Below are 21,572 nucleotides of genomic sequence, written 5' to 3' on the forward strand. Positions count from 1 at the left end.
AACAAGTCGCATGAAAGACAAAAAGAAGACAAAAAGCTTACCCCTCGGCAAGGGGTAAGCTTTTTTACCTTGAATTTCAGGGTTTTCCCGATGGTGCCTACACCGTGTGATCGTTAATCTCACGACATCAAACAAAAACTCACCAAAAGACATACCAGCGGAACCGGGGAAATTCAATGGACGCAATTCAGCACGAAGGTATCTGCGAAGGCAGTTACAAGAGCATCAGCGACGGCAAGATCTACCAGTATCACGCCGACTATCGCGGTGGCGAATCGATCGCGTGGAGCGCCAGCGTCAGCTGGGGTGCGCGGGAAGCGCTGTCGCGCGTGGGCTCGATCTCGCACAACATCCTTTCCGGCCACTCATTGCAGGAACTGGTGCGCGCCCACGTGGTGGCATCGATCCAGACCGCCCTGGGCGAGCAGGTCTGAGCTTTCCGATCTCTTCTGCGCCGCGTCGGCGATCTGCTTCAATGGCGCGGCAAGTGGACGGTCACCACCGTCTGCGTCTCTTCACTGGACACCACGTCGACCCGACCGCCATGCGCGGTCACGATCTGCTGGGCAATATAGAGCCCCAGGCCCAGGCCATTACGGGCGCCTGAAGTTCTTTCGCCGCCCCGGAACGGGTCGAAGATCGAAGGCAGCACGTCGGCCGGAATGACGCCCCGGTTGGACACCTGCAACAGCACTTCATGCTCAGCGGTGCCATCGATGTGCACGCGCACCGGTTGCCCCGCCACACCATGCTGCAAGGCATTGCCGAGCAGGTTGGCCACCACTTGGGCCAGACGCTCAGGATCCCAATGACCGGCGTCGTCGCCGATGCGACCGCAGTCGATGATGCAGTCGGGATAAGTCGCCCGATATTCCTGCGCCACCCGGCCCGTCACCTCACCCAGCGCCATCTGCTCGCGCGCCAGCGCAATGCCGCCGCCCAGGCGGGCGCGGGCAAGATCGAGCATGTTCTCGATCAGCTTGGCCATGCGCTTGCCGCTGTTGAGGATCTGCTGCGACGCCTTTTGCGCGACCTCTTCGTTATAGGTTCGCTGCACCAGCGTGGCCGCCATCATCACCGCGCTCAGCGGGTTGCGCAGATCGTGGCCGAGGATGGCCACGAACATTTCGTTGGTGCGCAAGGTTTCGGTGCGCTCGCGCAATTCGAGCGCCAGTTGTTGCTTCTGACGGTACAGCTGGAAGAACACCTCGGCCTTGTTGCGCAGGATGTGCGGTTCGATCGGCTTATACAGAAAATCAACCGCACCGCTCTCGTAGCCCTTGAACATGCGATGCTCGTCGCGCGTGCCGGCGGTCACGAAGATCAGCGGAATATTGCGGGTGCGCTCGCTGCCGCGGATCAGCTCGGCCAGCTCGAAGCCGTCCATCATCGGCATCTGGACGTCGATCAACGCCAGCGCCACGTCATGCACCAGCAGCAACTCCAGCGCTTCGAATCCGGAGCGCGCCTGCAGCAGCTCGACGTCGTCGCGCTGCAGCAGCGCAGACAACGCCAGCAAGTTCTCGGCCAGGTCATCGACCAGCAAGAACTTCACGCGCGGCAAAGGCTGTCCCTTGTTATTGTCAGTCACCTGCTTTTCCTTTCACCCTTGACGCTCAGCGACGCCAGCACATCGGCAATCTGCGCCAGCGTCAACACATAATCTATCGGTCCGGCGGCCAATGCCTGCTCGGGCATGTACGGTGCCTGCGCGTGCTCCGGGTCCTGCACCATCGTCATGCCGCCGGCGGCACGAATGGCCTGCAGGCCCGCCGCGCCGTCCTGGTTGCCACCGGTCAGCACGATGCCCAGCAAGCGCGGGCCAAAATGGTCTGCGGCCGATTCGAACAGCACATCGATCGCCGGCCGCGAATAATTCACTGCCTCATCATTGGACATCGCCAGCAGCGGCGCTGCCTGGCTGCCATCGACCAGCAAGTGGTAGTCCGGTGCTGCGAAATAGATCGTCGCTGCCTGCAGCGGGTCCTTGTCCTGCGCCTCCAGCACCGGCAATGCGCAACGGGCATCGAATATCTGCGCCAGCAGGCTGGGCCGCTCGCGCGGAATATGCAGCACCACCATGGTCGGCGGCGCCGCCTCGGCGCGCAGCGCCGGCAATATCTCGAGCAGCGCCTCGACGCCACCGGCAGAGGCGCCGATGACGACTGCCTCGACCGCTGAACAATCGATGGCGGCGCTCACAGCTCGCCCTTCTTCTGGAAGATACGGTCTTCGCGCACCACTTCGTCAAAGGCGCTGTTGTGGGCCGAGAAGCGCAACGATTCCTTCGAACCCAGTCCCAGGAAACCCTTGCGGCAGAGCGACTCGCGAAACAATCCCAATGCCCGTTCCTGTAACTGGCGATTGAAGTAGATCAGCACATTGCGGCACGACACCAGCTGCATTTCGGCAAATACGCTATCGGTGGCCAGGCTGTGATCCGAGAACACCACATTGCGGCGCAGCGACTTGTCGAACACCACCGCGCCATAGGCTGCCGTATAGTAATCCGAAAGCGAGGTGGTGCCGCCCGACTTCTGGTGATTGCTGGTGAATCCTGGGATGCGTTCCAGGTCGTAGACGCCAGCCTCGGCCTTCTTCAGCGCGGCCTGGTTGATGTCGGTGGCGTAGATCAGGGTACGCTCCAGCAGACCTTCCTCGCGCAGCAGGATCGCCAGCGAATAGACCTCTTCGCCGGTGCTGCAGCCAGCCACCCAGATCTTCAGCGAAGGATAGGTGCGCAGCAACGGCACCACCTTCTCGCGCAACGACAAAAAATAAGTCGGGTCGCGAAACATCTCGCTGACCTGCACCGTGAGGTAATCCATCAGCGCCGGGAACACCGCCGGGTCATGCAGCACCCGGTCCTGCAGCTGCGACAGCGTGGCGCACTCGAAGCGGCCCAGCGCCGTGGTCAGCCGCCGCTTGAGCGACGAGCCAGCATAACCACGAAAATCGCAGTGGTACTTGAGGTAGATCGCATCGAGCAGCAATTGCATCTCGATGTCGAAGTGTTTATCAGTCATGTCCGTATCCAATAATTACTTTGGCATCCAGACCCGCACCAGCGATAGCAGCTTTTCCACATCCAGTGGTTTGGCGATGTAATCATTGGCGCCGGCGACCAGGCATTTTTCCTGGTCGTCCTTCATGGCCTTGGCGGTCAGCGCGATGATCGCCAGCTTCTTCCATTCGGGTTTCTTGCGGATCTCGCGCATGGCGGTCAGGCCATCCATCTCGGGCATCATGATGTCCATCAGTACCAGGTCGATCGCCGCCTCGTCGGTAGCGCGGCTGCGCTCCAGCGCCGCCAGCGCCTCGAGGCCATTGCGGGCGATCTCGATCTTCATGCCCTTCGGCTCCAGCACCGACGACAGGGCAAAGATATTGCGCACGTCGTCTTCCACCACCAGCACCCGGCGTCCTTCGAACACGGTCTCACGGTCGCGCGCCACCTTCAGCATGCGCTGGCTTTCGGCCGGCAGCTTGGTCTCGACCTGGTGCAGGAACAGCGTGACTTCGTCCAGCAGGCGCTCGGGCGAACGCGCATCCTTGATGATGATGGAGCGCGAGAAGCGGCGCAGGCGCTGTTCTTCCTCGGCTTTCAGCGAGCGCCCGGTATAGACGATCACCGGCGGGAACGCGACCTGATCCTGCTCGGCCATCTTCTCCAGCAACTGGTAACCGGACAGGTCGGGCAGGTTCAAGTCCATCACCATGCAGTCGAAGGTGGCCTGCTGCAAGTGGCGCAGCGCGTCACCGGCGGTATTGACGCCGACGATGTTGATGTTCTCGCCCGCCAGCAACTGGCGGATGCTGTCGAGCTGGCGGGCATCATCCTCGACCACCAGCACATGACGCAGGTCCTGCAGGAACTTGGCCTCCAGCTTGCGCACCGCGCTCACCAGTTCCTCGCGCTGCACCGGCTTGAGGGCGTAGCCGATCGCGCCGCGCTCCATCGCTTCCTGGGCATAGTCGGCCACCGACACCACATGCACCGGAATATGCCGGGTGCGCGGATTGCGCTTGATCTGGTCGAGCACGCCCAGGCCGGAAAAATCGGGCAGGTTCATGTCGAGCAGGATGGCGCTGGGGCGGTACATCTCGGCCGCGGCCACGCCGTCGTTGGCCGAGTGGGTAATCACGCACTGGAAGCCCATCTCATGCACCAGGTCGCGCAGGATCAGGGCGAACGCCGTGTCGTCCTCGCACACCAGGATCAGGCGCGCATTGGGTTCGATGCGATGACGGTCGTCTTCGATGGCGATCTCGGTCAGGGCCCGTCCCGGATGCGTCTGGTTCGACCGCACATCGGGGGCAGCGGCCACCGCGCCGGCCGAGGTGGGCGACAAGGTCGATGTGGACGCCGGCCATTGCAGTCCCGACGCCTGTGTCGGGGTAGCCGAACCGGACATGCCCGACGGCGCATCGCCGTCGCCGGCATACACACGCGGCAGCGTCAGGGTGAAGATGCTGCCCTCGCCCTCCCGGCTCTGGACCTGGATATCGCCGCCCAGCAGGCGCGCGAGATCGCGCGAGATCGACAATCCCAGCCCGGTGCCGCCGTACTTGCGGTGAGTGCTGCCATCGGCCTGGCGGAAGGCCTCGAAGATGAACTGGTGCTGCTCGGCGCCGATGCCGATGCCGGTATCGCGCACCACGAAGGCCACATGACCGGCCCCGGCATCCCGCACGGTCATGGTCACTTCGCCCTTCTCGGTGAACTTGATGGCGTTGGACAGCAGATTCTTGAGGATCTGGCTCAGGCGCTGGATATCGGTTTCGATCTGTGGCGGCGCAGCCGGATCGACGCTCACGCGCAGCGCCAGGCCCTTCTGCTGGGCGGTCACGGCAAACACCGCGCGCAATTCGTCGGCCAGCTTGGCCACCGCGAACGGCTCGGGCAGGATATCGAGCTTGCCGGCCTCCATCTTCGACAGGTCGAGGATATCGTTGATCAGCGCCAGCAGGTCGTTGCCGGCCGACGAGATGGTCTGGGCAAAACGCACCTGCTCTTCGCTCAGGTTGCCGTGCTTGTTGTCGGCCAGCAGCTTGGCCAGGATCAGGGTCGAGTTGAGCGGGGTACGCAGTTCGTGGCTCATGTTGGCCAGGAACTCGCTCTTGTACTGGTTGGCGCGCTCCAGCTCGGTGGCCTTGTCCACCAGCACCACCTGGGTCTTGGCCAGATCGTCCTTCTGGGTTTCCAGCAGTTGCGCCTGCTCTTCCAGCTGGGCGTTGGTTTCTTCCAGTTCGGCCTGTTGCGTTTCGAGTCGCAGTTGCGAAGCCTTCAGCGCCTGGCCCTGCTCTTCCAGCTCTTCGTTGTTGACCCGCAGTTCTTCCTGTTGCGCCTGCAGCTCCTCGGCCTGGCGCTGGGTTTCTTCCAGCAGTTCTTCCAGGCGGCTGCGATCCTTGGACGAACGCACGGCAATCGCGATCTGGTCCGACAGGCGCGCCAGCAATTCTTCTTCTTCAGGCCGGATGCGACGCAGGAAGCCGAGTTCGAACACCGCCTGCACCTGGCCTTCAGCGGCTGCCGGCACGATCAGCAATTCCTTCGGCGCAAGTTGCCCCGTGGCCGACGACACCGCGAAATAGTCTTGCGGCACATCGCGCACATGCATCGCCTGGTTCTGCTTGACCGCCTGGCCCAGCAAGCCCTCGCCGTCGTGCAACGCCAGCGCACCTGCGCCGGCGGGCATGGCATAGCCGCCGAAGCGCTCGAACTGGCCGCTGCTCTTGCGCAGGTAGATCGCGCCGATCTGGGCATTGAGGTAATTGGCCAGGAAATTGAGCGTGTTCTCACCCAGCAGCTCCAGGCGCTGGTCGCCCTGCAGGCGCTGCGCCAGGCCCATCTGCCCGGAACGGATCCAGGTCTGCTTTTCGCGGCTGCGATAGTCACGCGAGGTCATCACGGCCGACGCCAGGATCAACAGCAGCAACAGCGATGAACCACCCCAGGTGACGATGCTGGAAAACAGCACCGCGTCCTGCCAGTCGCCCTGGCGCGTGGCCAGCAAATTGCGTTCGGTGTTTTCCATCTCGCGCACGACCGCCCGCACGCGATCCATGGCCATCTTGCCGCGGTCCGACTGCACCACCGCCAGCGCGCCGGCGGCGTCGCCATTGCGACGCAGGGTGATGGTTTCACCCAGTTCGTCCATCTTTTCACGGGTGATGGATTCGACCTGCGACAGCCGCTGCAACTGCTCGGCGCTATCCGACACCAGCTTGCGCAGCTTGTCGAATTCGCCGGGCAATGCCGCCTTGGCCTGGTTGTACGGCGCCAGGTAACTTTCAGCGCCGGTCAGCAAAAAACCTCGCTGGCTGGTTTCGGCATCCTTCATCGCCGAGATCAGCACCTGCAGCTGTTCGCGCACGTCGATGGTGTGCGAGACGGCATCGGCCGCTTCGGTACGGGTGATCGAGGCTTGCAGCGTGAAGATCGAGATCAGGATCACCGCCAGGATGGCGATGCCGAACCCCACCAGTGGCCCGGGCGGCAGCGGTGGCCCCGAGAATGCGCCCTTGCTCTGGCGCTTGAATGTGGCAATGCGTTCTTCGGCTTGGCTGGAAAAAACCGGCACGGTGCGCTCCGTTCTAATAGATTCTAATGAGCCGACGAGGGACCGTGATCCCCCTCCCTACGCATTTCTGCGTGGCAAAAAGTGCCAAAAATTATACTTGTTTATTAGCAGTACGGCCTGCCATCATGCAGTGCGGCAATGGCCCGAACCCGGCTAGGACAGGGCTTGCGACGTTCGGTTCAATCCGGCGCCCAGTCCCCACTCAGCCCCCGGCCAGGCTGGCGGCGATATTGATCGACAAGCCGATGATGGCGGCATTGAAAATAAAACAGATCAGCGAATGCGCCAGCACCGTCTTTCTCAGCGCACGGGTGGCCACGCCCACATCGGAGGTTTGCACGGCCACGCTGATGGTGAATGAAAAATAAAGAAAATCCCAGTAGTCGGGACGCGCCACGCCATCGGCAAAGCGCAACGGCAAGGCCGATGGGTCATCGTCGTCGGCATAGAACTGGCGTGCATAGTGCACCGTGAAGATGGTGCCGATCATCAGCCACGAGCCCAATACCGTGGCGCCCGTGAACACATAGCGCCCCAGCCTGCCCTGCTCGCCCTGGCCGCCGGCCAGCTCCAGCAGGATCGCGACCAGGCTGGCGACGGCCGCCACGCACACCATCGCCAGCACCAGTTGCGCACTTTCGTCTTCCTGCTCGGCGCGGCGCTTGGTGGCTTGCGCATCGGCCCGCAGCATCATCGACCACAGAAAGAACAGGTAAAGCCAGACCCCGACATTCCACCCGATGAGGCAATGAGAGACCACCGAGCCGGATGGCCAGCATGCTCCGGCCACAAGGCCAGCGGCAGCGGCCACTAACAACCGGGGATGAACCTGGACAATATGGCGGGCAACGGACATAGGGGCGGCGGCAGGAAAGCGAAGATGGGGGGCGCACAAGGCGAAACGGCTGAAACATAACATGTTTCAGCCGTTCTCAAGCTGCCCTCGGTGTACCAGGGCCTGTTCACATTAAATCTGCGAGTGCGAGAGGTCGGCAAGCGTTGTCTGGCTAGGCGTAGCGACGCGCCGTAGTGGTGCTACGGCAAGGAGCTGCAACAACGGCAGGCGATGCTTGCCGGCCTCTCCCGAAGGGTTGCCCCCAGGCAGCGCATCTCGCAGATTTAATGTGAACAGGCCCTAACGACGCGCCGAGATGGCATGCGCCACCCGGGTGGCGTCGTCAAAGCTGGCAAACCCGGTCAGCGCCATGGTGTTAATGGTCATCGGCTCGGTCACCTTGGCGATGTTGGTCACCCGGCCTTCGACCACGGCGGCCAACTGGCGTCCGACCAGTTCACGGGTGCCGGCCGTCAGCCGTGCGGTGCCGGCGGGCGTGAATTGCAGCAGCAACACCGAGCGGCCAGCGGCATCCTTCTGCACGGTCGCGCGTTCGACATCGGCCGCGCCCAGGATGGCGCGCGGCGCCAGATAGACCACCGTGCCGGGAACATCACTGCTGCCGGCCTTGATCCAGCCCTCGGTCGCAGCCGTGGTGGCCCCGCGCAATTCGAACGGCTGCGTCGCCGACAGCTTGTCGCCGCTGCTGGCACAGCCGGCCACCACGGCCAGCACCGCCACGGCGGCCAGGGCGCGACGCCAGCCAGCCCGGGTGAGGATGGCGGCGCTCAAAACTCATGCTCCTTCAAGGCGCGCTCGGCGCGTTCGCGAGCGCCGGCGAGCGCTTCGGCTTCAGTGGGAAAGATGCCGACGGGAATATAAGTCTCGGCCAGCTCTGGCTCGCGGGACAACCGCACGAAGACTTGCGCCTCGAAGGTGTCGTCGGGATTCTTCTGTGCGTCGTAACGGGCAATATGGGTGCCGCTCTGCAATACCTTGTCGCTCATGCTGCCTCCGATCGGATGGGTCAAAGTGGCAGTTAGACATAAGTGTGCTGCGGTGGTTCGACGCCCTCGTTGCGCATTATTCCCAAGAAGAAATAATTAACAAAAATGCAATACGGTCTCAGGCCGCCTGCGCAAACCGCACCGTAATCACCGTACCCTGCCCCTGCTCGCCGCAGGCCAGGGTGATGGTGGCGCCATGATCGTGGGCGATCTCGCGCACGATGGCCAGGCCCAGGCCGCTACCGGCGACCTTGTCGTTGGCGCGGTAGAAACGGTCGAAGATGCGTTCGCGGTGTTCAGGGGCGATGCCCGGCCCGCTGTCTTCGATGGTCAGCAGCGTGGCGTCGTCCTGTTCCAGGCAGCGTACCGTGACGCTGCCACCGGCCGGCGAATAGCGGATCGCATTGTCGATCAGGTTGTCGATCAGGTCGCGCAACAGGAAACGGTCGCCCGCCAGGCGCGCCGGGACCAGGTCGAATCCCAGATCGATGTTCTTCTTGTCGGCTTCCTCGATGAAGTGCTGGATCGATTCTTCCACCAGCTTGTCCAGCGACAGCATCTCGAGCTTGCGCTGCTCGAACAGGCCCGGCTCGGAACGCGCCAGGGCCAGCAATTGCCGACTCTGGCGGATCATGCGTTCGACCGACGAATTCATCATCGTCACCGAGCGGGTGGTATCGGCTTCGTCGGCATGCTTGGCGTGCAGCAGTTCCAGTTGCAGCTTGAGCCCGGTCAGGGGCGTGCGCAACTGATGCGCCACGTCCGCCAGAAAATTCTGCTGCGCCTCCTCGCCCTTGGCGATACGCGCCAGCAACTCGTTCATGGCGCCGATCAGCGGCACCAGTTCGATCGGCGCGCCGCCGCTATCGATGGCGCCCAGCTTGCCGTGGCCGCGTTGTTCGAGATTGCGCTGCAGGCTGCGCAACGGCCGCAACCCGCGCCGCACCGCCAGCATCACCACGGTGACCGAGATGAAGGTCAGCACGCCTTCGGTAATGAGCAGCGACAACAGGATGGTGTAGTGGGCCCGGTTGCGCTTGCGCACCGTTTCGGCCACGGCCATCGAGATCACGCCATTCTTGACCCGCACCTGCAACGCGGCGATGCGCACCGGTTCGCCGCGCATCTCGGCGTCGTAGCTGATCGGGCGGTCGAAGACGTCGCTCTCGACCATGGCCGGAAAGCCGCGGTCGCCGACCACGATCTGGCCATCGGTGTCGCGCACGGCGAAGAAGGTGGTGTCGGAATGGTTGCTGCGCAGGATCTGTTCGGCCTGCTGGGTGAGTTCGGCGGTGGTGTGCTCCTGGCGGTGCCGCACCTGGGCGTACAAGGCCCAGGTCGAGTCCATCAGGTTCTGGTCGAATGCATGCTGGGCCGGCAGCCACGCCAGCCAATAGGTCACGCCGCCGCCAACCAGATTGATCAGCAGCAGCGGCGCGATCAACCATTTGAGCAGGTTGCGCCGGATACTGGCGTGCGGAACCGACATGCCGGCGGCGGCTTAACTGTCGCTCTTTTCGAGCATGTAGCCGAACCCGCGAATGGTGCGGATGGCGACGCCCGAGTCGGCGATCTTGAGCCGGATGCGCGAGACATACACCTCGACCGCATTGATGGTGAAGTCTTCGCCCCAGGGCAGCACGGCGTCGATGATCTGCTGTTTCGACACCACGCGCGAGGCGTGCTGCATCAGGTATTCGAGCACGGTCCATTCGCGCAGCGACAGCTCGATGCGGCGGCCATTGATCTCGGCGCGCTTGGTGGCGTTATCGAGCGACAGCCCGCCCACCAGCAATTGCGCCGGCTGCGGCGCACTGCGTCGGATCAGCGCCTTGATGCGCGCCACCAGTTCGGGCGTGGCAAAGGGCTTGACCAGGTAATCGTCGGCCCCCAGCTCCAGCCCATGCACCCGGTCGGGAATCGTGTCGCGTGCCGTCAGCAGCAGCACCGGCGTGTTGTTGCCGGCCGAGCGCATCCGTCGCAATACCTCGAAGCCATCGATATCCGGCAGGCCGATATCGAGCACCAGCACCGACGCATTGAAACGCTGCGACAGGGCATCGGTGCCGTTGTTGACGGTATGCACGGTGAATCCGTGCGAATTGAGCACTCGCGACAGGCCGTCGGTGAGCACCGGATCGTCTTCGACCAACAATACGTTCATAGGGCTTCAAGGCTTAAAGGAAAACGCCAAATCCGGCGCCACGGTTCATCGTATTTCAAGCGCGGCGCCGATGCCAATCAGGGGATTCCTGGCATGCGCCGCACGCCGGGAATTATGTTCCATTTTTATGGCAGTCAGCGTTTTGTCAGCGCTGCCCCGGGACTCAGGTGAAATAGCGGGCATCCATACGGCGAAATACCCACGCCGACGCCAGCGTGATGAGCCCCACGATCACGAACGTGATCTGGAACGACAGGCTGGTGGCCGCACCCGAGGCATCCTTGAACTGGTTGACCATTGCGCCGCCGATGGTCACACCCAGGCCGATGGCCAGCATCTGCACCATCGAAAACAGGCTGTTGCCGCTGCCGGCATCGGCCCGGCCAAGGCCTTTGAGGGTGACGCTGTTCATCGCCGCGAACTGCATCGAGTTGGCAGCGCCGAATATGGCCAGTTGGGCGATGCCCAGCGCCAGCGGCCAGCCCGGGGTGATCAGCGCAAACGAGACGATCGCCAAGCCCACCACGGCTGTGTTGACCAGCAGAAAGTTATCGTAGCCATAGCGTTTGACCAGTGGCGCAATCCAGGGCTTGGCGATAGTGCCGGCAATGGCCGCCGGCAGCAGCACCAGACCCGACTGCAATGGCGTATAACCCAATCGCACCTGCAACAGCAACGGCAGCAGGAACGGCACCGCCGAGGAACCGATGCGGCAGACCAGGTTGCCGACCAGCCCGATGCTGAAGTTGGGCTCGCCGAACAGGCCCAGCCTGAACAGGGGATTGGCGTCGCGGCGGGCATGCCGGACATAGCACCACACCGCCACGGTCGCGATCGTCATCAACGCTGCGCTCCAGGCCAGCCGGTGCTGATCGAACGGCACATCCAGCGCCAGCGAAAAAGCCACCATGCAGCCCGAGAGCAAGGCGCAGCCCCGGACATCGAAGCGCGGCGCGGCCGGCAACGAATCATCGGGCAGGTAGCGCAACACGGCGATCATGCCGAGGGTGCCGATCGGCACATTGATCAGGAAGATCCAGTGCCATGACAGGCTTTGCACCAGCCAGCCGCCCAGCACCGGGCCCACCACCGGCCCGAGCTGGCCGGCAATCGAGATCGACGCCAGCGCCGCGATGTATTGCGCACCGGGCACGCTGCGCAACACCGCCAGGCGTCCCACCGGCAACAGCATCGAGCCGCCGATGCCCTGCACCACGCGCGCGGCCAGCAATTGCGGCAAGGTGGTGGCGGTCGCGCACAGGATGGAGCCGATCACGAACACCAGGATGGTGGCGAAGTACATGCGGCGGGTGCCGAAACGATCGGCCAGCCAGCCCGAGGCGGGGGTCAGCGAAGCCATGGTCAGGGTATAGGCCACCACCACCGGGTGCATCGCCAGCACCGGCTCGCCCAGGCTGCCCGCCATGGCCGGCAATGCCGTATTGACGATGGTGGTGTCGAGCGTCTGCATGAAGAAACCGGACGCCACGATCCACAACAGCGCGCGCTGCGAGAGTTGCCTGCGGTCGGGATCGGAGGATGTGACGGAGTCGGGCGATGGGGATGGCATGGAATTGGGCGCGAAAAAAATCAGGGGACACGGAAGCGCGCTTCCGTGTCCCCTTGACGTTGTCTGCTTTCTGACGAAGCGATGCCCGCTATTCTAGATCGTTTGCCGCCATCGTTCAGGATGCAGCCTGCGGTCCCCGCTTAAAAGTCGATCGCGGCCGACAACGTCAGCGTGCGACCGGCGCCCGAATTCAACCAGGTACCGATCGAAGAAGCCCAGTACGCCTTGTCGAACAGATTACGAATGTCAGCACGCAAGGTCACGGCCTGGCCGGTCTTGAGCCTGAAGTTGTAACGCCCGCCGAGATCGACCGTGGTCCACGCCGGAATGCTCTGCAGGTTGGCGCTATCGACATACTGCATGGCGGCGTGATTGACGCGGGAAGTCAGCGTCAGGCCGGGCGCATCATTGATATCCCATTCGCCGCCGATGCGCATGTTATAGCGTGGTGCGCCCGTGGCGCGCTTGCCTTCGTTGAGACCGCCCTCGGTATGGGTCAGGCGCGCATCGAGCAGCATGGCGCCGCCCAGCAGGCGAACGCCTCGCACCACCTCACCCGACATGCCGATTTCCAGGCCACGGTTGCGTTGCTCGCCGTCAAGGCTGTACTCGAGCGTCTGCAGGTTGGTCTGGCCGTTGGGCCTGGCGATCTGGAACGCGCTTACGGTAGCCATCAGGCGCTGGCCCAGTTCGTACTTCACCCCCAACTCGTATTGGCGACTCTTGTATGGCGCAAAGATGGTGCCTTCATTGCTGGTGCCGGTGGGCGCCACCGGCCCCTGGTTCAGTGCCTCCATATAGCTGGCGTAGAGCGAGAGGTTGTCCATCGCCTTGAACAGCACGCCGGCGCCGGCCGTCACGGCGCTCTTGTCATAGGCCGAGAGCTGGCGACCACGGAAGAAATTCTTCACATCCACGCTCTGGTGGCGCACCCCGCCCATGACCAGCAGGCGGCCATCGAACAGCGAAATGTCGTCGGCCAGCGCCACGCTGTTCAAGTTGCTCTTCGACTGCAATGGCAGGTTGTTCAGGTATTGCGCGGTGGTTGGATTGGCAAAGAAGTCGGGCTGGGCCACATACACCGGGTTATTGAGATTGGAGTCCACCGTTCCCGAGAACACCCGGTCGCCATACACCTTCTGCTGCAAGGCGGTGGCCGACAGGCTCATCGTATGACGCACCGAACCGGTATCGAATTGCGTGCGCAGGCCGGCCTCGCCGGTGATCGACCGGCGCTGCTGGGCGCGATACTGGAAATATTCGGTAAAGTCGCCGGCCGCGCTGGTGATGATCGGCTCCGGCAAATGCGCCTTCAGCTTGTTGTTCTGGCCACCGGCGGCCACCCATACAGTGCTCTGCGGCGCCAGGTCGAACTCCGCCCGCCCCATGGCATAGGTGGTATCGGTGCGAACGCGGTTCCATTGCTGCGACGTGTTCCTGCGGGTGTCCGGCGCCGCCGGAATGGCGAAGCTGTTGGAGTCGAGAAAGTACCAGTACTCGCCCCGCTTCACATCCAGGGTGTCGAATCCGGCGTCGAACGACAGGCGTACCTTGTCGCCCCGGAAGTCGGTGCCGATGGCCAGCGTCCCCATTTCCTTGGCGCTGCCGCTGCGCACCGTATTGCCATCGCGGTAGACGGCATTGACGCGCAGGCCGAACTGGTTGCGCTCGCCGAAGCGACGCCCGAGGTCGAGGTGGGTGCCAATATTGGAGGTGGCGTCGTAGGTCGCCGTGAGGCGGGTCAATGGCGTATCGGCGGCACGCTTGGGAACCAGGTTGATGGCGCCGCCGATGCTGGCCATGGGCGTGATACCGCGCAGGAACGCCGAGGTCCCGCGCACTATCTCGACCCGTTCGACGATTTCGACCGGCACCTTGCCGGGCGGTGACACGCCGAACAGGCCATCGTAAGTGAAGTCCTCGCCCAAGACGTTGAAGCCGCGCACATTGAACTGGTCCACATAGCTGTCACGCGGCCAGCCGATGACCACCGAGGGATCGTTCTGCAACACATCGACCACGCTGCGCGCCTGCTGGTTCTCGATCAGCTCGGCGGTATAGCCGGAGGTATTGAAGGGCGTATCCATCGCGTCCCTGTATCCCAGCACGCCCAGCCGACTGCCGCGCGTGACCTGGCCGCCCGCATAGGGGTCGGTGGCTGCTGTCTTCTCACCGGACACCGTGACGGCCGGCAAGTTGCCCTGGACGCCGCTGGCAGCCTCGCGCACCGACCAACTGCCGTCGGCCTGGCGCACCGCTTGCAAGCCGCTGCCGGCCAGCACTGCCTGAAACGCAGCCTCCAGCGTAAGCGCGCCTTGCACGCCCGGACTGGCTTTGCCACCGGTCAGCGCGCCGGGCGCGCCCAGCAACACATTGGCCTGGTCGGCCAGACGATTCAGCGCCCCGGCCAGCGGCCCTGCCGGCACATCGAAGCGATACATGGCGGGCGCGCTGGCCGCCACTTGTGCATAAGCGTCGGTGGACGGCATCACCGCGCCGAGCGTGACCAGGCTGCCCAATGCCAGATGGATGACGATCGCCAGATGCTTGCGCGACGGCGGACGGTTGAAATGGTGAGACGGCATGACTGGATTTCCCCCTTGGTTTGATTGACCCATGGAGGCCGGCATCGCAATGACGGCGCTCCTTTGATTGGGTAATCGAACGAGCCCGCCAAAGGCGAACCGATCCGGAGAATTTTTTTCAGGCGTGATGGCCTATCGTGGTTCGAGCGTAATCCACCATGGCAGGACACGCTGCACCCGGATCGGGAGATCGCGTTCCAGCATGGTCAGCGTCTGCTGCAGATCATTGGCCGGATAGCGCCCCACCACGCGCAGGTCGGCCACGCGTGGATCGACACCGAGGTGCCCGAGCTGATAGCGCCGGACTTCCGACAGCAACGCATCGAGGCGGATATCTTCGGCCAGAATGACACCCCTGGTCCAGGCTTCGCGGGCGCGCTCAGCCGGCTCTTCGGGGCCGACGGAATCGGCCGAGAAACGCCGCTGGCTGCCTGCAGGCACCACTTCCTCCTGCCCTGCCAGATTACGCACCAGCACCCGCCCATCGAACACCGCAAGCAGCACATGGTCCGTGTCCTGACGCACCGTAAAACGCGTCCCCAGTGCTTGCAGCCGTCCGAACCGGGTGTCGACATAGAAGGGCCGGGGTTGTGCCTCATGGCCGGTATCGACCAGGATTTCACCGCGCCTGAGCCTCAGCAGACGATGTTCCCGATCGAACGCCACATCGACGGCGCTACCGGTGTTGAGCCAGACCCGCGTGCCATCGGCCAGCGTGAAGTCGTGCAATTGCCCGGTGCCGGTGCGGTGATCTGCGTTCAGGGCCATGACCACGTCATGCAAGGGCGTGGTGCGCCAGGCCAGCCACCCGGCCAGGCCGCCTGCGCCGAGAACGGCCAGGCCGCGCAATGCCTGGCGGCGCCCGTGACGACGTTTGGCCGACACTTCGATGGCCACCGCTGCCGCATCACGCTCGCCCTCGGCGCGCAACGGAGCCATGCGCAGGCTGACGGCCTCGATGTGGCTCCAGGCGCGGCGGTGTTCGGGTTTTTCGTGCAACCAGCGGGACCATGCTGCGCGTTGTTCGGGCGATTCATCACCGCCATGGAGGGCAGCGTACCAGTGTGCGGCTTGCTCCAGGCTGTCGAAGTCCGCCTTGACCTCCCCGGGGTGCAGGTGCGCCATGTTCAAGTGCTCAAGCCGGCGTCGATCAGCGCCAGCTGCAGCATCGCCTGCGCCAGATACTTTTGCACCATGCGCTGCGACACCCCGAGCGCGGTCGCGATCTCGGGGGTGGGCAAGCCCTGGATCTGCGCCATCACGAAGGCCTTGCGGGCTTTTTCAGGAAGGCGGTCGATCATGGCGCCCACTTGCATCAGGGTTTCGATGACGATGGCCTGGTGCTCCAGGGAGGGGGCGTGTGCTTCGGGCTGCATCGCGAGCGCGTCGAGCCAGGCCTGTTCGACCTCGCGCCGACGCCATAGATCGGTACACAGTCCCTGCGCCATCGTGCGCAGATAGGCACGCGCCTGCAGCGGCGAATTGAAGCGGGTCGGCTCAGGCTTGACGATCAGCCGCAGGAAGGCATCTTGCGCCAGGTCGGCGGCGTCGGCGGCATTGCCCAGGCGCCAGCGCAGCCATTTGAACAACCACCCATGATGATCGCTGTAGAGCGCGTGCAAGTCTTGGTGCAGGGGTGAGTCGGCGGCGGGCATGGCGGCGGTACGAAAGGATTCTCGGAGTTATATTGATAATGCTTATCATTTATATCCGATTTTGTGGGGTGTTGGCAAATCGTGCTAGCGCTCGGGCAGTATTGACTCGTTCGGATTACCCACCTGCATCGGCCCGATATACCAGTTCGCCAGCCATCAGTGCTTTTTTCAGGACGAAAAAAAGCCAGCGCAAGGCTGGCTTTTTTATCGAATCCTGGTGGAAAGTGCAAGTTTCGAACTTGCGACCCCTGCAGTGTGAATGCAGTGCTCTACCCCTGAGCTAACCTTCCATTTTTGTTCTGCGTCGCTTACTGCTCATGCGTCGAGAGGCAAGATATTACATAATTTTTGCAGAGCGGGCAAGTCCTCTTCAAAAAATCCTCAAATAGTTCGCACGCAAAGCGTCAGGCAGGTGCCGCGCTTGTCGCCTCTTCCGGTGGCGGCGGTTCAAAACGCCACACGCAGGCGCCCCGCACTTCCTTGTCCAACTGGTTCAGTACGCCTTCGTGCAGGGCCAGTTCTTCGTCGCTGGCGGCCAGCACGATGATGTCGGCCAGCGGCGTGGCTTCGAGCGCCAGCGCGCCGGCGGCATCGTCTTCGCTGCCGCCGAGATCCATCGTCAGCGTGTTCTGGCCACGCGTCATGGCCAGGTACACCTCGGACAGCAGCGCCGCATCCAGCAAGCCGCCGTGCAGGGTACGGTGCGCGTTGGAGATGCCATAGCGGTCGCACAGCGCATCGAGCGAATTGCGGCGGCCGGGGTGCTGCTCCTTGGCCATTTGCAGCGAATCGATCACGCTGTCGACGTGCTCGCTGAACTTCGGCAGCCCCAGCAAGGCCAGTTCGGCATCGAGGAAGCCGACGTCGAACGGCGCGTTGTGGATGATGATCTGCGCCCCGCGCACGTAGTCCAGGAACTCGGCGGCGATCTGCTTGAAGGTCGGCTTGTCGGACAGGAACTCGGTGGTCAGGCCGTGCACCGCCAGCGCACCCTCTTCCGAATCACGCTCGGGATTGATGTAGAAGTGCAGATTGCGACCGGACAGCTGGCGATTGAGCAGTTCGACGCAACCGATTTCGAGGATGCGGTTACCGGCGCGTGGCGACAGGCCGGTGGTTTCGGTATCGAGGACGATCTGACGCATGGGGCTGTCTCTGGTGATGACTAACTGATTGACGGGATGATGCGACCGGCTCAGCGCGCGGTCTCGACGCCGCGATTGGCCAACTGGTCGGCGCGCTCGTTGCCGGCGTGGCCGTTGTGACCGCGCACCCAGCGCCATTCGACCTTGTGCTCGGCCTGGGCGGCGTCGAGCGCCTGCCACAGGTCGGCATTCTTGACCGGTTCGCGGGCAGCGGTCTTCCAGCCGCGCGCCTTCCAGCCATGGATCCATTCGCTGATGCCCTTTTGCACGTACTGGCTGTCGGTGTGCACCACCACGTCGCAGGGCCGCTTGAGCACGGTCAATGCCTGGATCACCGCCATCAGTTCCATGCGGTTGTTGGTGGTATTGCGCTCGCCGCCGAAGATTTCCTTCTCCTGGCCGTTGAACACCAGCAATGCGCCCCAGCCGCCCAGCCCCGGGTTGCCCTTGCAGGCGCCGTCCGAATAAATTTCTACCTTGTCCATACTCTTGCCTGTTGATACATCAATGCGAGGCCGCGATCATACCCGATCACCGGCCGTCGGACTTGTGAATGCGGTTGGTGGCCGGCACGCCGCGCGGCGCCTTGACCTTCTGCCGGCTCAGTGCCGGACCGACCAGGCGCATGCCGGGCACGCGCTTGATCGCCTGCACGATATACACGGCGCCGAAGTAAGGCCACCAGCGGTCGCCGGCCTTTTCCATGAAGCCGAAGCGTTCCAGCCATTTTTCGGTTTCGCAGGGCGGCGCATAGCAGCCGAAATGGCCGCGGTTGACTTCCATGTTGAGCAGCTTGAGCCAATCCTTGAGGCGGGGCAGGCGGATGAATTCGCCATCGCGCGGCAGGAAATGCGCGCCGGTCAAACGACCGCCGGCCTGGCGCAAGCCCCACAGGCTGCTGGGATTGAAGCCACAGATGATCAACTGCCCCTCGGGAATCAACACCCGCTCGACCTCGCGCAATACCTGGTGCGGCTCGGCCGCAAATTCAAGCACATGGGGCAACACCACCAGGTCCAGGCTCTGCGACGCAAAGGGCAACTCGCAGAAATCGTGCACCAGCACCTGCGGTATTTCAAGTTGCGACTGGTTCTCGCCCGGCATCACGTTATCGGTCAGCCAGCGATAGGGCATGCGGTTGGCCTGCAACGCATGAATCTGGGGCGAGCCGATCTGCACCGCATTGAAACCGAAGATGTCAGCCGTGAGGGTATTGAGATGCTGCTGCTCCCACTGGCGCAGGTAAGTCCCGGTGGGAGTCTGCAACCAGGAGGCCAGGTCTATAATCTGCGCTTGCGCATTTTCAATCATTCAATCACGCCTATGACCGAGCAGCCAGCCACGCCAGCCACCCGGGATCCGAAATCTGCATTGGCCGTCCTGGCCGTACCGGCCTTCAACGACAACTATTTGTGGCTGATCCATGACGGGCAGCAAGCCGCCGTGGTCGACCCGGGCGACGCCACCCCGGTCCTGGCCGCGCTGGCGGCGAACCGCCTCACGCTGGGCGCTATTCTACTGACTCATCATCATGCTGACCATGTCGGCGGTGTGCTGGCGCTGGCCGCCGCTTTCCCGGGCATTCCGGTCTATGGCCCGGCGCGCGAAGACATCGCCGGCCTGACCCACCCGCTGGCAGAAGGCGATCAGGTCACGCTGGCGCAGTTGCCGCTCACGCTGGAGGTGATCGATGTTCCAGGCCATACGCTGGGCCATATCGCCTATCACGCGCCAGCGGCCGAGCTGCTCTTTTGCGGCGACACCCTGTTTGCGGGCGGCTGCGGCCGCATCTTCGAAGGCACCCCGGCACAGATGCACCGGTCGCTTGCCAAACTGTCCAGCCTGCCGCCTGCTACCGCCGTCTATTGCGCGCACGAATATACGTTGTCCAACCTGCGCTTTGCCGCCGCAGTCGAGCCCGGCAATGCAGCGCTGCACCAGCGGATTGCCGCCGACAGCGCCAAGCGCGAGCGCAACCTGCCGACGGTGCCGTCGACCATCGCCCTGGAACACGCCACCAATCCCTTCCTCCGCTGCGACCAGGCCGAAATCGCAACATCGCTGCAAGAGAGCGGTCGTTCGACGAACATGGACGAAGTTAGCATCTTCGCCGCGCTGCGCGAATGGAAGAATGTCTACAAGTAGACCTCCGTTGCAACAAAAAAGCGGCATATTGCACGAAGATCCGACAGACTCCTTTGTAACAGGGGCATTTTTTTACTTGACTGCGGAAAAGGGTCTTCCGTACACTCGCTCAATTCCTCATTTTGGCGCGCGTTTTTTTACTTATTCTTACGTGAGAATTCGCCTCTTGCTGACACTGTTTCGTGCAGCAGGACCTCAGCAGTTTCGATGCCGCATCCTATGCGTCTGACCCGATGACATTGTTTCTCGGCAGTTTGCCGGCCCTCCGATGGAGCCAGGCTGCGACTGCATGGCAATTGTTGCAACTCTTTAGCCCCTGGCACAGGACATCGCCCACATGCAGCGAACACTGAAGACCCTCGCTATAGCCGTACTACTCTGCGCTGGCACCCCGCTGCTCTCCCACGCCAACGACATCTCGATCTACCCTGCTCCCTTCAATGCGATCAATCCCGAACTGGCTGGCAATGCGCTGCCGGGGATGAACGACATCGACATCTGGACCCGGATCCGCAAGGGCTTCGGCATTCCCGACCTGGACAACAACCTGGTCGAGAGCCAGACCCAGTGGTACAGCTCGCGCCCCGACTACATCCAGCGCACCACCGTGCGCGCATCGCGTTACCTGTTTCACGTAGTGCAAGAGCTGGAAAAGCGCGGCATGCCGACCGAACTGGCCTTGCTGCCGTTCATCGAATCGGCCTTCAATCCAGAGGCGCTGTCGACCGCCAAGGCGGCTGGCATGTGGCAGTTCATCCCCTCCACCGGTCGCGACTACAACCTCAAGCAGAACATGTTTACCGACGAGCGCCGCGATGTGCTGGCCTCGACCGATGCGGCATTGAACTACCTGCAGAAGCTGTACGGCATGTTCGGCGACTGGCAACTGGCGCTGGCTGCCTATAACTGGGGCGAAGGCTCGGTGCAGCGCGCGGTCAACCGCAACCTGGCCGCGGGCCTGCCGATCGACTTCAATACGCTGTCGGCGCAGATGCCCAACGAGACCCGCAACTACGTGCCCAAGCTGCAGGCGGTCAAGAACATCATTGCCAATCCGGCCGCGTTCGAGATCGCCCTGCCCAAGGTCGACAACCAGCCTTACTTCGTCACCATCGGCAAGACACGCAATATCGACGTCAAGGTAGCGGCGCAACTGGCCGAGCTGTCACTGGACGAGTTCAAGGCGCTCAACCCGCAGTTCAACCGTCCGGTAATCATCGGCGGCGAAGACACCAAGATCCTGCTGCCCGAGACCAATGCCGAGAAGTTCAAGTCGAACATGTCGAAGTGGACCCAGGCCTTCACCAGCTGGACCGCGCACACCGTCTCCAGCGCCCGCGAGCGCATCGAAACCATCGCCAGCAAGTTCGGCACCACGCCGGAAGTGATCCGCAGCGTCAACCAGATTCCGCCACGCATGGTGTTGAAGGCCGGTTCGACCATCCTGGTGCCGAAGTCCGAAGAAACCACATCGCTCGATACCGACCTCACGCCCGAGATCGCCGACAATGCCCGCCTGGCGATCGCCCCGGATGTGCCGGAGACGCGCCGCATCTACGTCAAGGCCGGCAAGCGTGACACCCTGGCAGGCATCGCCGGCCGTTATCGCGTCAGCGTGGCCCAGTTGCGCGAATGGAACGGCCTCAAACGCGACACGCTGGCCGCCGGCCAGAGCCTGCAGCTGAATGTACCGAACGTGGTGCACAGCGCCGCGCCCACCCGGGTGGCAACGCACCGCGCAGCACCGGCCCCGGCACGACGCCAGGTCGCTGCGGCCAAGGCCCCGGTGCGCAAGGTGGCCGCGCCGGCACGCAAGGTGGCAGCGGCCAAGCCGATCACCCTGGCAGCCGGCAACGGCGGCCGCAAGCAATAAGTCATTACG

General features: G+C 63.1%; 19 protein-coding genes and 1 tRNA gene. 3 read left to right on the forward strand and 17 right to left on the reverse strand.

Translation table 11 applies throughout. The features are described from left to right. The first annotated feature begins 176 nt into the window (after positions 1 to 176). Entirely contained in the window at positions 177 to 434 is a 258-nt protein-coding gene (locus LBW87_RS11160; RefSeq protein WP_225201540.1) for a hypothetical protein, read from the forward strand. Positions 435 to 472: 38 nt separating this feature from the next. Here LBW87_RS11160 and LBW87_RS11165 read toward each other — a convergent pair whose 3' ends face one another. The 17 genes from LBW87_RS11165 to LBW87_RS11245 form a co-directional block, all read right to left on the reverse strand. Then, a complete protein-coding gene (locus LBW87_RS11165) occupies positions 473 to 1,591 on the reverse strand; it encodes an ATP-binding protein (RefSeq protein WP_225201541.1) in 1,119 nt (372 codons plus the stop codon). Beyond that, entirely contained in the window at positions 1,588 to 2,202 is a 615-nt protein-coding gene (locus tag LBW87_RS11170; protein WP_225201542.1) for a chemotaxis protein CheB, read from the reverse strand. The genes LBW87_RS11165 and LBW87_RS11170 overlap by 4 nt, the downstream gene beginning before the upstream one ends. Then, positions 2,199 to 3,026 carry a CheR family methyltransferase gene (locus tag LBW87_RS11175; protein WP_225201543.1) on the reverse strand — a complete coding sequence of 276 codons (828 nt, stop codon included), beginning with the start codon at positions 3,024 to 3,026 and terminating at the stop codon, positions 2,199 to 2,201. Before LBW87_RS11175 ends, LBW87_RS11170 begins: the two co-directional genes overlap by 4 nt. 15 nt (positions 3,027 to 3,041) lie before the next feature. Beyond that, positions 3,042 to 6,584, reverse strand: a complete 3,543-nt coding sequence (locus LBW87_RS11180) for a response regulator (protein WP_225201544.1) — start codon at positions 6,582 to 6,584, stop codon at positions 3,042 to 3,044. A gap of 202 nt (positions 6,585 to 6,786) precedes the next feature. Then, positions 6,787 to 7,440, reverse strand: a complete 654-nt coding sequence (locus tag LBW87_RS11185) for a DUF1345 domain-containing protein (RefSeq protein WP_225201545.1) — start codon at positions 7,438 to 7,440, stop codon at positions 6,787 to 6,789. Positions 7,441 to 7,719: 279 nt separating this feature from the next. Next, positions 7,720 to 8,211 carry a SecDF P1 head subdomain-containing protein gene (locus LBW87_RS11190; protein WP_225201546.1) on the reverse strand — a complete coding sequence of 164 codons (492 nt, stop codon included), beginning with the start codon at positions 8,209 to 8,211 and terminating at the stop codon, positions 7,720 to 7,722. Then, positions 8,208 to 8,426, reverse strand: coding sequence for a hypothetical protein (locus LBW87_RS11195; protein ID WP_008112157.1), 219 nt, complete (start codon positions 8,424 to 8,426; stop codon positions 8,208 to 8,210). Before LBW87_RS11195 ends, LBW87_RS11190 begins: the two co-directional genes overlap by 4 nt. A gap of 118 nt (positions 8,427 to 8,544) precedes the next feature. Then, positions 8,545 to 9,915 carry a sensor histidine kinase gene (locus LBW87_RS11200; RefSeq protein ID WP_225201547.1) on the reverse strand — a complete coding sequence of 457 codons (1,371 nt, stop codon included), beginning with the start codon at positions 9,913 to 9,915 and terminating at the stop codon, positions 8,545 to 8,547. A 12-nt stretch (positions 9,916 to 9,927) separates the two neighbouring features. Then, positions 9,928 to 10,590: a response regulator transcription factor gene (locus tag LBW87_RS11205; protein WP_225201548.1), complete on the reverse strand. Its 663-nt coding sequence runs from the start codon at positions 10,588 to 10,590 to the stop codon at positions 9,928 to 9,930. 163 nt (positions 10,591 to 10,753) lie between these two features. Beyond that, complete coding sequence (locus LBW87_RS11210; RefSeq protein WP_225201549.1) at positions 10,754 to 12,160, reverse strand: DHA2 family efflux MFS transporter permease subunit; 1,407 nt, start codon at positions 12,158 to 12,160, stop codon at positions 10,754 to 10,756. A 140-nt stretch (positions 12,161 to 12,300) separates the two neighbouring features. Continuing rightward, on the reverse strand, positions 12,301 to 14,745 hold the full coding sequence (locus LBW87_RS11215) for a TonB-dependent receptor (protein WP_225201550.1): 2,445 nt from the start codon (positions 14,743 to 14,745) through the stop codon (positions 12,301 to 12,303). Between the two features lie 132 nt (positions 14,746 to 14,877). After that, positions 14,878 to 15,870, reverse strand: coding sequence for a FecR domain-containing protein (locus LBW87_RS11220; RefSeq protein WP_225201551.1), 993 nt, complete (start codon positions 15,868 to 15,870; stop codon positions 14,878 to 14,880). Positions 15,871 to 15,872: 2 nt separating this feature from the next. Further along, entirely contained in the window at positions 15,873 to 16,400 is a 528-nt protein-coding gene (locus tag LBW87_RS11225; protein WP_225201552.1) for a sigma-70 family RNA polymerase sigma factor, read from the reverse strand. Positions 16,401 to 16,615: 215 nt separating this feature from the next. Next, a tRNA-Val gene (locus LBW87_RS11230) sits at positions 16,616 to 16,690 on the reverse strand. A gap of 114 nt (positions 16,691 to 16,804) precedes the next feature. Beyond that, entirely contained in the window at positions 16,805 to 17,545 is a 741-nt protein-coding gene (gene dnaQ, locus LBW87_RS11235; RefSeq protein ID WP_225201553.1) for a DNA polymerase III subunit epsilon, read from the reverse strand. A gap of 50 nt (positions 17,546 to 17,595) precedes the next feature. Next, entirely contained in the window at positions 17,596 to 18,030 is a 435-nt protein-coding gene (gene rnhA / locus LBW87_RS11240; RefSeq protein ID WP_225201554.1) for a ribonuclease HI, read from the reverse strand. Between the two features lie 46 nt (positions 18,031 to 18,076). Further along, positions 18,077 to 18,856 (reverse strand): class I SAM-dependent methyltransferase, encoded by a 780-nt coding sequence (locus tag LBW87_RS11245; RefSeq protein ID WP_225201555.1) that lies wholly within the window; start codon positions 18,854 to 18,856, stop codon positions 18,077 to 18,079. Positions 18,857 to 18,868: 12 nt separating this feature from the next. On the opposite strand from LBW87_RS11245, the gene gloB reads away from it, so the two are divergent. Together gloB and LBW87_RS11255 are read left to right on the forward strand one after the other, a co-directional pair. After that, complete coding sequence (gene gloB / locus LBW87_RS11250; RefSeq protein ID WP_225201556.1) at positions 18,869 to 19,690, forward strand: hydroxyacylglutathione hydrolase; 822 nt, start codon at positions 18,869 to 18,871, stop codon at positions 19,688 to 19,690. Between the two features lie 337 nt (positions 19,691 to 20,027). Next, complete coding sequence (locus LBW87_RS11255; RefSeq protein WP_225201557.1) at positions 20,028 to 21,563, forward strand: transglycosylase SLT domain-containing protein; 1,536 nt, start codon at positions 20,028 to 20,030, stop codon at positions 21,561 to 21,563. The last annotated feature ends 9 nt before the right edge of the window (positions 21,564 to 21,572 follow it).

Origin of the sequence: Herbaspirillum sp. alder98 (assembly GCF_020179755.1) — a bacterium.
GTDB lineage: Bacteria > Pseudomonadota > Gammaproteobacteria > Burkholderiales > Burkholderiaceae_D > Herbaspirillum.

Excerpts from the sequence above, each read along its gene's own strand:
- LBW87_RS11160 (WP_225201540.1), top strand. The coding sequence starts at position 177 with ATGGACGCAATTCAGCACGAAGGTATCTGCGAAGGCAGTTACAAGAGC.
- LBW87_RS11175 (WP_225201543.1), bottom strand. The coding sequence starts at position 3,026 with ATGACTGATAAACACTTCGACATCGAGATGCAATTGCTGCTCGATGCG.
- LBW87_RS11185 (WP_225201545.1), bottom strand. The coding sequence starts at position 7,440 with ATGTCCGTTGCCCGCCATATTGTCCAGGTTCATCCCCGGTTGTTAGTG.
- LBW87_RS11195 (WP_008112157.1), bottom strand. The coding sequence starts at position 8,426 with ATGAGCGACAAGGTATTGCAGAGCGGCACCCATATTGCCCGTTACGAC.
- LBW87_RS11200 (WP_225201547.1), bottom strand. The coding sequence starts at position 9,915 with ATGTCGGTTCCGCACGCCAGTATCCGGCGCAACCTGCTCAAATGGTTG.
- LBW87_RS11205 (WP_225201548.1), bottom strand. The coding sequence starts at position 10,590 with ATGAACGTATTGTTGGTCGAAGACGATCCGGTGCTCACCGACGGCCTG.
- LBW87_RS11210 (WP_225201549.1), bottom strand. The coding sequence starts at position 12,160 with ATGCCATCCCCATCGCCCGACTCCGTCACATCCTCCGATCCCGACCGC.
- LBW87_RS11215 (WP_225201550.1), bottom strand. The coding sequence starts at position 14,745 with ATGCCGTCTCACCATTTCAACCGTCCGCCGTCGCGCAAGCATCTGGCG.
- LBW87_RS11220 (WP_225201551.1), bottom strand. The coding sequence starts at position 15,870 with ATGGCGCACCTGCACCCCGGGGAGGTCAAGGCGGACTTCGACAGCCTG.
- LBW87_RS11225 (WP_225201552.1), bottom strand. The coding sequence starts at position 16,400 with ATGCCCGCCGCCGACTCACCCCTGCACCAAGACTTGCACGCGCTCTAC.
- dnaQ (WP_225201553.1), bottom strand. The coding sequence starts at position 17,545 with ATGCGTCAGATCGTCCTCGATACCGAAACCACCGGCCTGTCGCCACGC.
- rnhA (WP_225201554.1), bottom strand. The coding sequence starts at position 18,030 with ATGGACAAGGTAGAAATTTATTCGGACGGCGCCTGCAAGGGCAACCCG.
- LBW87_RS11245 (WP_225201555.1), bottom strand. The coding sequence starts at position 18,856 with ATGATTGAAAATGCGCAAGCGCAGATTATAGACCTGGCCTCCTGGTTG.
- gloB (WP_225201556.1), top strand. The coding sequence starts at position 18,869 with ATGACCGAGCAGCCAGCCACGCCAGCCACCCGGGATCCGAAATCTGCA.
- LBW87_RS11255 (WP_225201557.1), top strand. The coding sequence starts at position 20,028 with ATGCAGCGAACACTGAAGACCCTCGCTATAGCCGTACTACTCTGCGCT.